Source organism: Nocardia transvalensis NBRC 15921 (assembly GCF_000308875.1).
GTDB classification, from domain to species: Bacteria; Actinomycetota; Actinomycetes; order Mycobacteriales; family Mycobacteriaceae; genus Nocardia; species Nocardia transvalensis.
Map to the genome: position 1 here is coordinate 104,331 of NZ_BAGL01000127.1, position 14,227 is coordinate 118,557.

A 14,227-nucleotide genomic window follows, 5' to 3' on the forward strand; every position below is an offset into this window, starting at 1 on the left:
TCTCCGCGGCACACCGGGGGTACAGGGGGATGCGGGGGCAGCGCCCCCACAGGAGAGTATTGAGCAGTGGAACGTAAACCGCCGCGGCCGCGCCGGGTCTCCGACACGTCGTCCCAACACGAGGTCTACCTGCCGACCGGCGCGCTCTCGCCCTATCAGCAGACCCGCGATCCGCTCCCGGACACCCTGCTCAAGCGGGTGAAACAGTTCTCGGGCCGGCTGTCGACCGAGGCCATCGCCTCGATGGAGGACCGGCTGCCGTTCTTCGGCGACCTGGACGCCGCGCAGCGGGCCGGCGTGCAGATGCTGGTGCAGACCGCGGTGGTGAACTTCCTGGAGTGGCTGCAGGATCCCGAGAGCGACATCCGGTTCAGCCTCGACGCCTTCCAGGTGATCCCGCAGGATCTGGCGCGGCGGCTGACGCTGCGCCAGACCGTCGACATGGTCCGCGTGGCCATGGAGTTCTTCGAGCAGTGGCTGCCGGCGCTGGCCCGCAACGATCGGCAGCTGGTGGCGCTGACCGAGGCGGTGCTGCGCTACGGGCGTGAACTCGGCTTCGCGGCCGCCTCGGTATACGCCAGCGCGGCCGAGTCGCGCGGCGCGTGGGACACCCGGCTCGAGGCCCTCGTCGTGGACGCCGTTGTACGCGGAGACACCGGGCCCGAGATGCTCTCGCGCGCTGCCACTCTGAACTGGGACGCGACCGCGCCGGCGACCGTGCTGGTCGGCATCCCGCCCAGCGATCAGGTCACCGTGGTCGGCTCGGTGCACACCCTCGCCGCCCGGCACGGCCGCGCGGCGCTGGCCGTGATCCAGGGGTCGCGGCTGGTGATGGTGGTCAGCGGGAACCTCGGCGATATCGGCTACCCCTCCCCCTTCCTGGTCGATCTGCTGGCCGAATCGTTCTCCGACGGTCCCGTGGTGATCGGCCCGACCACTCGCACGCTGTCCGCGGCGCACGTCAGCGCGGTGGAGGCGATGGCGGGGATGGAGGCCGTGGTGGGCTGGCGCGGCGCCCCGCGGCCGGTGCACGCCTCGGAGCTGCTACCCGAGCGGGCCCTGCTCGGGGACCGCGCTGCGGTCGACGCTCTGAACGAGTATCTTGTGCTACCGTTGGCCGCCGCCGGCTCGGCCCTGGCCGACACCCTCGATGCCTACCTGGATTGCGGTGGCGCCGTCGAGACTTGTGCGCGCCAGCTGTTCGTTCATCCAAATACGGTCCGATATCGGTTGAAGCGTATCGCCGACATCACCGGCCGGGATCCGATGAATCCGCGGGACGCCTACGTGCTCCGGATCGCCGCCACGATAGGCCGGCTGACACGAACCCGTAACGAAGTGCCCACTTCCGCCCCAGACGCCTCTTCCGCCCCACTTTACGAAGACGGAATGTAACGAGTCCGGCGAATCGGTCGATCCCGGCAACCCACCGGCCGTTTTGTGGAGTCCACACAAAAGCCGTCCGGAAGCTTCATCGGCGTCGACATCTCCACGGAGGGCATCCACGGTGTTTTGTAGAGGCGTGATCGCGTTGTACGCCCCAGGACAGGGCTCCCAGACACCCGGCATGCTCGCGCCTTGGCTCGATCTTCCCGGCGCGCGTGACCGTCTCGAACTGTGGTCCAAGGCCTCCGGCCTGGATCTGGTGCAGCTCGGCACCACCGCCACCGCGGACGAGATCAAGGACACCGCGGTGACACAACCTCTCGTGGTCGCCGCGGCGCTGCTCGCGTTCGCGGAGATCCCCGAGGCATCGGTTCCGGCGGACACCATCGTCGCCGGACACTCGGTCGGTGAATTCGCCGCGGCGGCCGTCGCCGGGGTCATCACCCCCGACGAGGCCGTCACCCTGGCCGCCATCCGCGGCGCGGAGATGGCCAAGGCGTGCGCACTGGAACCGACCGGCATGTCGGCCGTCCTCGGTGGCGACGAGACCGTCGTCCTCGAGCGGCTCGCCGAGCTGGACCTCGTACCCGCCAACCGCAACGCCGCCGGCCAGATCGTGGCGGCGGGGCGGCTGGACGCGCTGGCGGAACTGGCGGCCAACCCGCCGGAGAAGGCGCGCATCCGCGCGCTGCCCGTCGCCGGCGCCTTCCACACCGCTTTCATGGCGCCCGCGCAGGACGCCGTGACGGGAGCGATCGCGCAGATCACTCCCGGCGAGCCGACCCGGACCCTGCTGTCGAACTTCGACGGCAAGCCGGTCATCTCGGGCAAAGACGCCATCGAGAAGCTCGCGGCGCAGGTCACCCGGCCCGTCCGGTGGGATCTGTGCACGGAGACCGTGCGCGCGGCAGGGGTGGCCGGTGTGGCCGAACTGCCTCCTGCCGGAACCCTCGTCGGAATCGCCAAGCGGGAGCTCAAGGGCACCCCGAATCTGGCGCTGAAGACCCCCGAAGACATCCCCGCGTTGGCCGAACTGTCGGCAAACGGATAGCTTTCCTCGCGGCACGCAACGATGCGGCCGTGAGCGAGTCGACGGAAACACTCCGCCGTCTCGGACCGAAAAAACAATCGGACGCTAGTGAGTAACAAGAAGGGAGCCACGAAGTGGCCGCTCTGACCCAGGAACAGATCGTCGAAGAGCTCGGCAAGATCATCGAAGAGGTGACCGGCATCGAGCCCTCCGAGGTGACGATCGAGAAGTCCTTCGTCGACGACCTGGACATCGACTCGCTGTCGATGGTCGAGATCGCGGTGCAGACCGAGGACAAGTACGGCGTCAAGATCCCCGACGAGGATCTCGCCAGCCTCAAGACCGTGGGTGACGCCGTGGGCTACATCCAGAAGCTCGAGGCGGAGAACGCCGACGCGGCCGAGGAGCTCAAGGCCAAGTTCGGCGCGGCCGAGTAAGGGCCCGATACCGTGACCACTCCTTCCACCTTGAACGGGAACTTTCCCAACGTCGTCGTAACGAGCCTGGCGGCGACCACGTCGATCGCGGGCGACGTCGATGCGACGTGGAAGGGACTCCTCAACGGCGAGAGCGGCATCGAGACGCTCGAGGATTCCTTTGTCGAGGAATACGACCTTCCGGTCCGCATCGGCGGCCACCTGAAGGTCCGTCCGGAGACCCAGCTCAGCCGGGTCGAATGTCGTCGCATGGCGTACGTCGAGCAGCTCGCGACCGTTCTCGGTCGCGAGGTGTGGCGCAACGCGGGAAGCCCCGAGGTCGACCCCGAGCGGCTCGGCGTGGCGATCGGCACCGGCCTCGGCGGCGGCGACGCGCTCATCGACTCGGTCGACAAGCTGAAGAACGGTGGCTATCGCAAGATCTCGCCGCTGGCAGTTCAGATGGTCATGCCGAACGGGCCGTCCGCCGTTGTGGGTCTGGAACTCCAGGCCCGGGCGGGAGTGGTCACGCCGGTATCGGCGTGCTCGTCGGGTTCGGAAGCCATCGCGAACGCGTGGCGGATGATCGTGATGGGCGACGCCGACATGGTCGTCACCGGCGGGGTCGAGGGCTACATCGATGCGGTGCCGATCGCGGCGTTCTCCATGATGCGCGCGATGAGCACCCGCAACGACGACCCGAAGGGCGCCTCGCGTCCGTTCGACTCCGGGCGTGACGGTTTCGTCTTCGGCGAGGCCGGTGCGCTGATGGTCGTGGAGACCGAGGAGCACGCCAAGGCGCGCGGGGCCACCATCCACGCTCGCCTGATGGGCGCGGGTATCACCTCCGACGGTTTCCACCTGGTCGCCCCGGCCCCCGACGGCAAGGGCGCGGCACGCGCGATGACCCGGGCGATGCAGACCGCGGGTCTGACCCAGAAGGACATCACCCACGTCAACGCGCACGCGACCGCGACGCCGATCGGCGACACCGCCGAGGCGAACGCGATCAACCTGGCCGTCGGCAACCACGCCTCGGTCTACGCCCCGAAGTCCGCTCTGGGGCACTCGATCGGCGCCGTCGGCGCCCTCGAGTCGGTGCTCACCGTGCTCAGCATCCGGGACGGCATCGTGCCGCCCACGCTGAACCTGGAGAGCCAGGATCCGGAGATCGACCTCGATGTCGTGCACGGCGAGGCCCGCCGCCAGGACATCGAGTACGCGATCAACAACTCGTTCGGATTCGGTGGGCACAATGTGGCGCTCGCCTTCGGCCGGTACTGACGCCGAGCCGATCACACAGCGATCCCGGTGGGGTTTCCGGAACCGCGGAAACCCCACCGGGACAACTGCATTCACAGCCGCGGCAGCGACTCCACTTTCCCTCGAGGAGACAACGCGATGACCACCATGGTCCCCGCCCAGGCGGACGCCACGACCGATCCCCGTGATCCGCTGGGCCGGTTGCAGCGCTTCTTCGATCCCGGAACGGTGCTGCCGCTGCACCCGCGCGACAAGTCCGGTGTGCTGGCGGCCGTCGGCGAGGTCGACGGCGTGCGCACCGTCGCCTACTGCTCGGACGCCACCGTCATGGGCGGCGCGATGGGCGTCGAGGGCTGCAAGCACATCGTCGACGCCATCGACACGGCTATCGACTCCAAGATCCCCGTCGTCGGCATCTGGCATTCCGGCGGGGCCCGCCTGGCCGAGGGTGTCGAGGCGCTGCACGCGGTCGGTCTCGTCTTCGAGGCCATGGTCCGCGCGTCCGGCCTGGTCCCCCAGATTTCCGTCGTCGTCGGCTTCGCGGCCGGTGGCGCGGCCTACGGTCCCGCGCTCACCGATGTCGTCATCATGGCCCCGGAGGGTCGCGTCTTCGTGACCGGCCCGGACGTGGTGCGCTCGGTGACCGGCGAGAACGTGGATATGGAAACGCTCGGCGGCCCGGTCACCCACGGCAAGAAGTCCGGCGTGTGCCACATCGTCGCCAACGACGAGAACGACGCCATGCACCGCGGCCGCCGGCTGGTCTCGATGTTCGCCGAGCAGGGTGAATTCGACCTGCTCGCCGCCGAACACGGCGATGTCGACCTCAAGGCGATGCTCCCGGCCTCGGCCAAGCGCGCCTACGACGTGAAGCCGGTCGTGCACGAACTGCTCGACAACGTGGACGGTGAGTCCACCTTCGAGGAGTTGCAGGGCGGCTACGCGCGCAGCATCGTGACCGGCCTGGGCCGCCTCGGTGGCCGCACCGTCGGCGTCCTCGCCAACAATCCGCTGCGCATGGGCGGCTGCCTCACCTCCGAAAGTGCCGAGAAGGCAGCGCGTTTCGTGCGGCTGTGCAACTCCTTCGGCATCCCGATCGTGGTCGTCACCGACGTGCCCGGCTACCTGCCCGGCGTCGGGATGGAGTGGGAGGGCGTGGTGCGCCGCGGCGCCAAGCTGCTGCACGCCTTCGCCGAGGCCCGCGTCCCGCGCGTCACGCTGGTGACCCGGAAGATCTACGGCGGCGCCTACATCGCCATGAATGCCCGCTCGCTGGGCGCGACCGCGGTGTTCGCCTGGCCCGAGTCCGAGGTGGCCGTCATGGGCGCCAAGGCCGCGGTCGGCATCCTGCACAAGAAGGCGATCGCCAAGGCGCCCGAGGAGGAGCGCGAGGCGATGATCGAGCGACTCACCGCCGAGCACGAGGCCATCGCCGGCGGTGTCGGCCGCGCCCTCGCCATCGGCGTCGTCGACGAGGTCATCGACCCCGCCAAGACCCGCTCCACCCTCGCCGCCGCCCTCGCGTCGGCCCCGGCCCGCGCGAGCCACAACAAGAACATCCCGCTGTAAGTCGTCGCTCCGGATTTCATATACGAAACCGGTAGCCTGCCGGTAACCCGCGCGATATGGCGGCGGCACACGCGCCACATATTTTCCCGCCATGACGGTGGTGACCGATGTTCCCGAGATCTCCGGGAACGATGAGGACGGTGCGCCTCGCTCGCGCTGGTACAGCTCGCTGTTCGTGCAGTTGCTGGTGGCGATCGTGGCCGGGATCGCGGTGGGCGCGCTGTGGCCGGGGCTGGGCGCGGACCTGAAACCGCTGGCCGACGGCTTCATCAAACTGATCAAGATGGTGATCGCGCCGATCGTGTTCTGCACGGTCGTGCTCGGCATCGCGCATGTCGGGGATATGAAGGCGGTGGGCCGGATCGGGGTCAAGGCCCTGATCTACTTCGAGGCCGTCACCACGTTCGCGCTGCTGTTCGGGCTGCTGGTGGGCAATCTGGTCCAGCCGGGCAGCGGCTTCCACATCGATGCGCAGACACTGGCCACCGGCGCGGACCAGGTGGCGAAGAAGACCGGTAACGGGGAGCTGCCGCACACCGTCGAGTTTCTGCTGAATATCGTTCCGGCGTCGGTGATCTCGGCGTTCGCGGAGAATCAGCTGTTGCAGGTCCTGTTCTTCGCGGTGCTGTTCGGCCTGGCGCTGGCGAAGTTCCGCGAGCGCGTGCCGACCATGATCCCGCAGGCGATCGACCAGATCGGGCAGATCTTCTTCGTCATCATCGGGTGGATCATGCGGCTGTCGCCGCTCGGCGCGTTCGGGGCGATGGCCTACATCATCGGGCAGTACGGGCTGTCGTCGCTGGGCAGCTACGGCAAGCTCATCGCCTGCTGCTATCTCGCCGCGGCGCTGTTCCTGCTGGTGCTGGCGGCGATCGTGCGGGTGTTCGCGGGGGTGAATCCCTGGAAGCTGCTGAAGTACGTGAAGGACGAGCTGTTCCTGGCGCTCGGCACCGCCTCCACCGAGGCCGTGCTGCCGCGCATCATGACCAAGCTGACCGACGCCGGCTGTTCGCGGGCGTGCACGGGACTGGTGATCCCGACCGGGTACTCGTTCAATCTCGACGGGGCCACCCTCTACCTGTCGATCTGCGTGCTGTTCCTCGCGCAAGCGCTGGGGGTGGATCTCAGTGTGGGCGAACAGATTACGGCGCTGCTGGTGCTGATGCTCACGTCCAAGGGGATGGCGGGCGTGCCGGGTTCGTCGTTCCTGGCGCTGTCGGCCACCATCTCCGCCATCGGGCACGGCTCCATCCCCGTCGCGGCCGTCGCGGTCCTGCTCGGCGCGGACCGGATCATGGATTCGATGCGGGTCTCGGTGAATCTGCTCGGCAACTGCGTGGCCACGCTCGTGGTCGCGAACTGGGAAGGGCAACTGGACAAGTCGCGCATGCGCGCGGTGCTGGACGGTGCGCGGGTGTAGGTGCGGGAATGCCTCGCGCCGGCATCGGGTTGTGCGCCCGGCGAAGTGCGGGAATGCCTCGCGCCGGCATCGGGTTGTCCACCGCGACAACCATTGAGCTGGCGGTCCGGGCTGCCCGGCGCCGGAAGGGCCGGGTATGAAGTTCGCAGTCAGTTACAACAGTGCCTTCTACGGCGGCGATCCCGATGCCATCGTCGCCTACGCGCGGCATGCGGAGGCGTGCGGATTCGAGGGCCTGTACCTGCCCGAACATCTGGCCCTGCGCCCCGGGACGACGCTGCACGGCACGGAGGTCCAGCTCGACCTGCCGTTCCTCGACCCGCTCGACACCCTCGCCTACGTCGCCGCGGCCACCGACCGGCTGCTCCTGGGCACCGGAGTCCTGTTGCTGCCGTACCGGCATCCGGTGGTGCTGGCCAAGCAGCTGGCGACGATCGACACCCTGTCCAAGGGCCGCATGCGGCTGCTGACGATCGGGATCGGCATCCTCGCGGAGGAGGCGGATGCGGCGGGGGTCGACTTCCGCACCCGCGGACGCCGCACCGACGAGGCGATCGACGTGCTGCGCCTGCTGTGGTCCGGCGGCACGGAGGGCGTCAGCTACGACGGGGAGTTCTACTCCCTCGACAAGGTCGTGCAGTATCCGAAGCCCTACGAGGCCACCACACTCCCCATCCACATCGGCGGGTCGAGTAACGCGGCCGCCCGCCGGGTCGGGCTGCGCGGTGACGGATACTTCGCCGGAGGCGCGCTGGTCCCGCAGGAACGGGCCGAGCAGTGGGAGCTGGCGCGCTCGACCGCCGCGGCGGCCGGGCGGAATCCGGACCTGCTCGACTACTCCCGCTGGAGCGGCATCGACCTGACCGACGAGCGGCTCGCGGCCTTCACCGAGGCGGGAGTCACGCGCCTCGTCGTCAGCGCCACTGCGCCCGACCCGAAGGAGCGCCTCGACGAACTGTCCCGCTTCGCCGAGCGGTTCATCCACGCAGGTTCGTGATCCGCGCCTCGCGGCTGAGCCAACCGGCACTATCAAAACGGGAGCGCCGGCCGGTTGCGACAGTCGCGCTTTCCAGCGGGAGCATCGGCGACGGCAGGCGCTGTCCAGCGCAAGCACCCGGCCGGGTAGGGGCAGTCGGCGCTACCCGGCGGGAGCGAGGCGGGCGAGTAGGGCATTCCTGATCGGGTCGCGGGTGGTGCACACCAGCGCGAAGGTCGCCTGCCGCATGAGTCGTTCCGGGGTCGAGTCGGCGGCGGTGGCGCGGCTGCCGACCGCCACGACGCCCGCGGCCGCGGCATTGACGGCGGCCTGGGCGATCTCGGCGCGCAGGGCGTAGGTCGCCTCGGCGTCGCCCACGGCCGAGGCGAAGCGTTCCCGCAGGGCGGCGAACTGGGTGTCGTAGGCGGCCGTATCGGCGCCCAGGTCGTGCAGTTGCCGCACGCAGCGCGACAGCACGCCGAGCGACAGGGCCCCGTTCACCCAGTCGGTCAGGCTGCCGCGGCCCGCGGTGAACTCGCCGAGCGATTTCACGCCGACGAGGCGGGAGCCGTCGATGAAGGCGTTGTCGTAGGTGACTCGGACCGTCGCGCTGGCGTCGGCGGCGATCAGCGGGATGCGCTCCGCCGTCACGCCCTGCGTAGTATCGGACGGAACCAGCAGTGTCGCAACGGATTCCGTCTCGCCCGAGCGCAGGCGGACCGAGGTGGCCACCGCGTCGACGTAACCCCAGCCCGTCACGAAGGGGGCGGTGCCGGTCAGCGCGAAGCCGCCGTCGACGGGCTCGGCGAACAGCGTCGGGGCCGTGCGCGCACCGGCGTAGGACACGCCGCACCGGTATCGCCCCTCGCGCATCTCCGGCAGGAGGCGGTCACGCAGCTCCGCGTTGTCACCGAAGGCGACCGCCCGCAGGGCGCCGAGGTGCTGTGCCCACACGAAACCCGTTGCCAGACAACCGCCGAGCACGGTGGCGGCCGTATCGATCAGCGCGTCGGGGGTCATCCCCTCCGACAGCACGAACCCGTAGAAACCCCGCTCGGCCAACGCGTCGAAGTTCCCCGGCGGGATGACCCCGGTGCGGTCCACCTCCCCGGCCCGCGGATCGAGGACCTCCTCAACCACCTGTCGCGCCGCGGCCGGCCAGTCCTGAGCCACGGATCACCCCTCCCGATCGACATGTCGCCCTCCGGCACTCTATCGGCCGGAACCCCCAGCGCGGAGGTGTGGGTCCCGGCCGAGAGCATGCCGGGACAGCAGGAGGTTTCGTGGCGGGCAGCGGGTGTCGCCGCTCAGCCGACGTCGCGGCGCAGCCAGGTGACCTCCGCGCCCTCGCCGCCCCAGCGGAACGGCTCGAGGTCGTCGTCCCAGGCGGTGCCGAGGGCCTGGTCGATCTCCGCGGTGATTTCCGACGGGGTGTGCCGGCCGCGTTCGTGGGCGGCCCGCACTATTTCCCGGAGGCGATTTTCTCCCACCACGACATCGCCGTTGGCGCCCGTCGCGCCGCGCCACAGACCCAGGCCGGGGACGAAACAGTAGCGTTCGCCGTCGACGCCCTCACTGGGATCCTCGGTGACTTCGAAACGCAACACCGGCCACGCTCGCAAAGCCGTAGCAATCCTCGATCCCGTGCCCACCGGGCCTACCCAGTCGGTGGTCGCGCGCAGCTGACCCGACGCCGCCGGCTGTGATGTCCAGCGCAATTTCGCGGGTGACTTCAGGGCCGAGGAGAGGGTCCACTCGATGTGCGGGCACAGCGCGGCCGGCGACGAATGGATGTACACAACACCAGTCGTCGCATCAGCGAACTGATTCGATGCGCGCACCAGTACCTCCAGCCTCGACGTGGGACGTCTTCCCCAACATCCCTGCTGCGAGCCGGTGCGTTGCCCGAGTTTACTGGAGTGCCCGGAGTTACGGGTGTTACTTTGTTGCCGTGTCGCGCGATGTGGTGATCTCGGCGATGACCGCGTCGCTGAACGTCGGCCATACCGCGCGCGCCCAGTCGCCGAAATTCTCGTCGCTCAGCGCCACGCACGCCACCCCGAGCGCCGGATCGGCCCACAGGAACGTCCCCGACTGGCCGAAGTGGCCGTAGGTCCGGGGCGAGTTGGCGGCGCCCGTCCAGTGCGGAGTTTTATGGTCGCGGATCTCGAATCCCAGACCCCAATCATTGGGGCGCTGGGTGCCATAGCCGGGCAGCACGCCGTTGCGGCCCGGGAATTGCACCCCGGTCGCCTCGTCGAGCGTTTGCCGGGAAATGAGCGTGGGGTTCAGCAACTCTCCCGCGAAACGGAGCAGGTCGTCCAGCGAGGACCGTGCCGCATGACCCGCCGAACCGGCGAGCACCGAGGATTTCATTTCGAGAGGCTCGAATACTGCCTCGTGCAGATATTCCGGGAAGTCGATTCCGGTCTGGTCGGTCACGAACCGCGCCAGCACCTCGAATCCGGAGCTGGAGTAGATGCGCCGCTCCCCCGGCTCGGCCATGATCACGTTGGTGTCGAAGGCCAGCCCCGAGGTGTGGGCCAGCAGGTGGCGCACGGTGGCGCCGGGCGGTCCGGCCGGCTGGTCGAGTTCGATGGCGCCTTCCTCCACGGCCACCAGGACCGCGTAGGCCGCTAGGGGTTTGGTCACGGAGGCGAGTGCGAACACCCGTTCCCTGTCGCCCTCGACACCCACAACCCCTCGAGAGGTTGCCACCCCTGCCGCGGCATGCCGAACCGGCCACTCCCGAATCTGCTCCAGCGCTCGCACGCGCAAGAGCCTACGACTCGTCCCCACCGCCCCCACGCCCGGTTCCGCGTGTCCCCGTCCCGCCTCGCGCGTCGCCTCCCCCTACCAGCGGGCGGGGAAACATGCGTCCCCACAGAACAATCGCGCCACCCACACGAACACGACACATGCGCCCGCCGAGAACAATCAAGCCACCCGCGAACACGACGCATGTGCCCCGCCGAGAACAATCAAGCCACCCACACGAACACGACGCATGTGCCCCGCCGAGAGCAATCAGGTCGCGCGCGGGCATGGCGGCGGGGCCGATACGATCGTCCGATCATGAGTGAGTTACCCACGATTCACGGCGAGGTGGCGGCCGGGTTCGGGCCGGTCGCGGATGCGTTCCGGCGGAACTTCGCGCGGCACGGGGAGATCGGGGCGGCGGTCGCGGTGTATGCCGGGGATCGGGCCGTGGTGGATCTGTGGGCGGGGTTCCGGGATCGGCGGCGGAGCGTGCCCTGGGAGCGCGACACGATGGCGCCGGTGTTCTCCTCCACGAAGGGGATGGCGGCGTTCGTGATCGCGAGCGCGGTCTCGCGCGGCCTGCTCGGCTACGAGGAGCCGGTGGCGCGGTACTGGCCCGAATTCGGCTCGCACGGTAAGGATTCGGTGACCGTGCGCCAGCTCATCGACCATCAGGCCGGGCTGCCGGTGCTCGATCGGGTGGTGCGCCTGGGCGATATGGCCGATCGGGACGGGCTCGCCGATATCCTCGCGGCCCAGAAACCGATGTGGCGGCCCGGAACCCGGCACGGCTACCACCCGATCACCGCGGGGCTGTACCAGGGAGAGCTGATTCGCCGGGTCGACCCGGAGCGCCGGAGCCTGGGCCGGGTCTTCGCCGAGGATTTCGCCGCGCCGCTGGGCGCCGACTTCTTCATCGGCCTGCCCGCCGACGAGCCGCTCGACCGTGTCGCCGCACTCTCGGCGACGGCGGGCCTGGACGTGCTGCGCTATGAGCGAGATCTGCCGCTGCGCATAGGGATTCAGCTCTACGCCAAGCGCGGGCTCACCTACCGGGCCCTCAGCAGCCCCCGCACCGGCGCACCGCAGAAGGCCGCCCGGCGCGAATTCCTCGGCGTGGAGAGCCCGGCCGCCGGCGGCGTCGGCACCGCCCGCGCGCTGGCCAGAGTGTACGGCGCGGCCGCCGCCGATACCGGCGAACTGCCCGTCGACGCCCCGACCCTGGACCGGCTCGCCGCCGCCGACACCGCCGCGGACGTCCCCGCCGACGACCTGATCCTGCTCACTCGGAGCCGCTACCACCTCGGCTTCCGAAAGTCCTGCGGCACATTCCGTTTCGGCTCCGACAAGCGCGCGTACGGCACCACCGGCTACGGCGGTTCCTTCGGCTTCGCCGATCCCGCCACCGGCCTCGGCTTCGGCTACGTCATGAACCGCCTCGGCACCGCCGTCCTCGACGACGCCCGCGCTCGCAACCTCCGACAGGCCCTCCTTCGCTGCCTGTAGCTCTCATGAGTGCGGTCGGGAGTTCCCGGCCAAAAACGTGCCGGGAAAGAGGGAGGCGTGCCGGGGCAGAGGGAGGCGTGCCGGGAAAGAGGGAGGCGTGCCTGGAAAGAGGGAGGCGTGCCTGGAAAGAGGGAGGCGTGCCGTGCCTCGGGGTCAGGCGGCGACGTCGTGGAGGTGGTGGACGAGGTCGTGGGCGAAGTAGCGGGACATGGAGTCGACGGTGAAATCGGAGCCGTTGCTGCGGCGGGCGGCGCGGGCGCGGTCGGCCGGGGGCACGGATTCGAAAGCGCGGGAGACGGTTTCGGCGGCCGCGAGGAGTGCGGTGGCGACGGTGGCGGGGTCTTGGTCGCCGTAGCGGGCGGCCGTGGCGGTGGCGTCCTGGTCCCAGTTGGAGAACATCGGGACCCCGGCGGAATCGAGGGTGACGGCCGGGTCGTAGGCGGGGATATCCGCGACGGGCGCGGCCCCGGTACCGGTCAGGGCGATATCGAGACGATGGGTGAAGATCCGGCACACATCGCGCACATGGGCCGCGTATTCCAGCGGAGACCACGTCGACTCGTCCGGCCGGACCGCCGCCTCCGGCCGCCGGAGCACGACCGCGAAGCGGGCCGCGGCATCGCGGGTCAGGTCCGGGACCTGCTCGTAACCGGTCCCGGGCCCGTCGAAACCGCACTCCGGGCAGGTCGCGCTCAGGACCCAGGTCCAGTCCTTGTCATCGGGAACGATCGGCATGCCGGAAAATCTATCCTGGCCGCAATTGAACGGCCACACAATTCCAGCCAATGCTCGCCGAGATTCCGTCAGGCGGCGCTCACTCCATCAGGCCGCGCGCCATATCGAACAGCTCGAGGGTGATGGAGTGCAGGAAGTCGCCGACCTGCTTGGGCGCCTTCCCCGCGAACGCGCGCGCGTGCGTGCCCTCCAGCACGATGCCGAGCTTGAAACAGGCCAGCACGGTGTACCAGGTGACATTGCTCAGGTCGCGGTCGGAGAACCGCCCGTAGTGCGCGATCATCTCCTGCGGCGTCGGCAGGCCGCCGACCTCGCCGAGCTTGCCGACCAGCGCGCCCTTGGTGGTCCCGGGCTCCGGGCGGGTCGCGATCTGCCAGCCCAGATCCAGCAGCGGATCGCCGATGGTCGACATCTCCCAGTCGACCATCGCCGCCACCTGCGGGCCGTCGTAGGAGAACATCATGTTCGCCAGGTGGCAGTCGCCGTGCAGGATGCCGGGCTGCCAGTCGGACGGCCGGTTGCGATCCAGCCAGTCGCCGACCTGCGTGACACCCGGGATCTCCGGTCCCGGATAGCCCTCGTTGGCGCTGTAGGACTCGAGTTCGGCCGTCCAGCGCGGCACCTGGCGCTCCAGGAATCCCTCCGGCTTGCCGTAGTCGGCCAGCCCCAGCTCCCGGTAGTCCAGCGCGCCGAGCCGCGCGATGGCCTCGACCGCCGACAGGCCCATCTGCCGCCGGATCTCCGGATCGCCGGCGTGCAGGGCGGGCAGTTCGGTCTGCGGGTTGAATCCGGTGACCGGTTCCATGAGGTAGAACACCGCGCCCAGGACCGATTCGTCGGGGCACGCCGCGATCACCTCGGGCGCGCGCACGCCCGACCCGGTGAGCGCGCCGAGCAGCCGCGCCTCGCGCCGGATGACCTCGTTGCTCTTGGGCCGCAGATGCTTGGGACCGCGGCGCAGCACGTAGGCGCGGCCGCCGCGGGTGAACCGCAGCATAATGTTCTGGGTGCCGCCGCCGAGCGGCGCCACATCCTCGAACTCACCGCCGGGCAGGCCCTGCTCATCCATCCATTTCCCGACGATCGTGAAGTCGACGACCTCGCGGTCCACATCGGCCGGTTGCACCACAGACATGTCCCACATTGTGCACCAGCCGGCGCGGGCA

Annotated in this window: 13 protein-coding genes; 8 read left to right on the forward strand and 5 right to left on the reverse strand. The window is 69.4% G+C overall.

Annotated features, from left to right (window positions below; genetic code table 11):
- The first annotated feature begins 66 nt into the window (after positions 1-66).
- From ON41_RS36300 to ON41_RS36330, 7 genes are all read left to right on the forward strand, one after another.
- The gene (locus ON41_RS36300) at positions 67-1,395 is read left to right on the forward strand and encodes a PucR family transcriptional regulator (RefSeq protein WP_051163309.1); all 1,329 of its coding nucleotides are present in this window, start codon (positions 67-69) and stop codon (positions 1,393-1,395) included.
- A 127-nt stretch (positions 1,396-1,522) separates the two neighbouring features.
- The gene (locus ON41_RS36305; RefSeq protein WP_040753407.1) at positions 1,523-2,437 is read left to right on the forward strand and encodes an ACP S-malonyltransferase; all 915 of its coding nucleotides are present in this window, start codon (positions 1,523-1,525) and stop codon (positions 2,435-2,437) included.
- Between the two features lie 113 nt (positions 2,438-2,550).
- Positions 2,551-2,853 carry a meromycolate extension acyl carrier protein AcpM gene (gene acpM, locus ON41_RS36310; RefSeq protein WP_040753409.1) on the forward strand — a complete coding sequence of 101 codons (303 nt, stop codon included), beginning with the start codon at positions 2,551-2,553 and terminating at the stop codon, positions 2,851-2,853.
- A 12-nt stretch (positions 2,854-2,865) separates the two neighbouring features.
- The gene (locus ON41_RS36315; protein ID WP_040753411.1) at positions 2,866-4,116 is read left to right on the forward strand and encodes a KasA/KasB family beta-ketoacyl-ACP synthase; all 1,251 of its coding nucleotides are present in this window, start codon (positions 2,866-2,868) and stop codon (positions 4,114-4,116) included.
- A gap of 117 nt (positions 4,117-4,233) precedes the next feature.
- Positions 4,234-5,664: an acyl-CoA carboxylase subunit beta gene (locus ON41_RS36320; protein WP_040753414.1), complete on the forward strand. Its 1,431-nt coding sequence runs from the start codon at positions 4,234-4,236 to the stop codon at positions 5,662-5,664.
- 91 nt (positions 5,665-5,755) lie between these two features.
- Complete coding sequence (dctA, locus tag ON41_RS36325) at positions 5,756-7,084, forward strand: C4-dicarboxylate transporter DctA (protein ID WP_051163319.1); 1,329 nt, start codon at positions 5,756-5,758, stop codon at positions 7,082-7,084.
- 136 nt (positions 7,085-7,220) lie between these two features.
- Positions 7,221-8,081 carry a TIGR03619 family F420-dependent LLM class oxidoreductase gene (locus tag ON41_RS36330; RefSeq protein WP_040753415.1) on the forward strand — a complete coding sequence of 287 codons (861 nt, stop codon included), beginning with the start codon at positions 7,221-7,223 and terminating at the stop codon, positions 8,079-8,081.
- A 141-nt stretch (positions 8,082-8,222) separates the two neighbouring features.
- Here the strand turns inward: ON41_RS36330 and ON41_RS36335 are convergent, their stop codons facing one another.
- From ON41_RS36335 to ON41_RS36345, 3 genes are all read right to left on the reverse strand, one after another.
- The gene (locus ON41_RS36335; RefSeq protein ID WP_040753416.1) at positions 8,223-9,233 is read right to left on the reverse strand and encodes an acyl-CoA dehydrogenase family protein; all 1,011 of its coding nucleotides are present in this window, start codon (positions 9,231-9,233) and stop codon (positions 8,223-8,225) included.
- Between the two features lie 134 nt (positions 9,234-9,367).
- A complete protein-coding gene (locus tag ON41_RS36340; RefSeq protein WP_040753417.1) occupies positions 9,368-9,901 on the reverse strand; it encodes a DUF3145 domain-containing protein in 534 nt (177 codons plus the stop codon).
- Between the two features lie 97 nt (positions 9,902-9,998).
- Entirely contained in the window at positions 9,999-10,832 is an 834-nt protein-coding gene (locus tag ON41_RS36345; RefSeq protein WP_040753419.1) for a serine hydrolase domain-containing protein, read from the reverse strand.
- 303 nt (positions 10,833-11,135) lie between these two features.
- Here ON41_RS36345 and ON41_RS36350 point away from each other — a divergent pair, with 303 nt between their 5' ends.
- Positions 11,136-12,326: a serine hydrolase domain-containing protein gene (locus tag ON41_RS36350; RefSeq protein ID WP_040753420.1), complete on the forward strand. Its 1,191-nt coding sequence runs from the start codon at positions 11,136-11,138 to the stop codon at positions 12,324-12,326.
- Between the two features lie 153 nt (positions 12,327-12,479).
- On the opposite strand, the gene ON41_RS36355 is transcribed toward ON41_RS36350, so the two are convergent.
- Both ON41_RS36355 and ON41_RS36360 read right to left on the reverse strand, forming a co-directional pair.
- On the reverse strand, positions 12,480-13,061 hold the full coding sequence (locus tag ON41_RS36355) for a DinB family protein (protein WP_040753422.1): 582 nt from the start codon (positions 13,059-13,061) through the stop codon (positions 12,480-12,482).
- 79 nt (positions 13,062-13,140) lie between these two features.
- Positions 13,141-14,196, reverse strand: a complete 1,056-nt coding sequence (locus tag ON41_RS36360) for a phosphotransferase family protein (RefSeq protein WP_040753831.1) — start codon at positions 14,194-14,196, stop codon at positions 13,141-13,143.
- Positions 14,197-14,227: the final 31 nt, after the last annotated feature.

Excerpts from the sequence above, each read along its gene's own strand:
- ON41_RS36320 (WP_040753414.1), top strand. The coding sequence starts at position 4,234 with ATGACCACCATGGTCCCCGCCCAGGCGGACGCCACGACCGATCCCCGT.
- dctA (WP_051163319.1), top strand. The coding sequence starts at position 5,756 with ATGACGGTGGTGACCGATGTTCCCGAGATCTCCGGGAACGATGAGGAC.
- ON41_RS36330 (WP_040753415.1), top strand. The coding sequence starts at position 7,221 with ATGAAGTTCGCAGTCAGTTACAACAGTGCCTTCTACGGCGGCGATCCC.
- ON41_RS36350 (WP_040753420.1), top strand. The coding sequence starts at position 11,136 with ATGAGTGAGTTACCCACGATTCACGGCGAGGTGGCGGCCGGGTTCGGG.
- ON41_RS36355 (WP_040753422.1), bottom strand. The coding sequence starts at position 13,061 with ATGCCGATCGTTCCCGATGACAAGGACTGGACCTGGGTCCTGAGCGCG.
- ON41_RS36360 (WP_040753831.1), bottom strand. The coding sequence starts at position 14,196 with ATGTCTGTGGTGCAACCGGCCGATGTGGACCGCGAGGTCGTCGACTTC.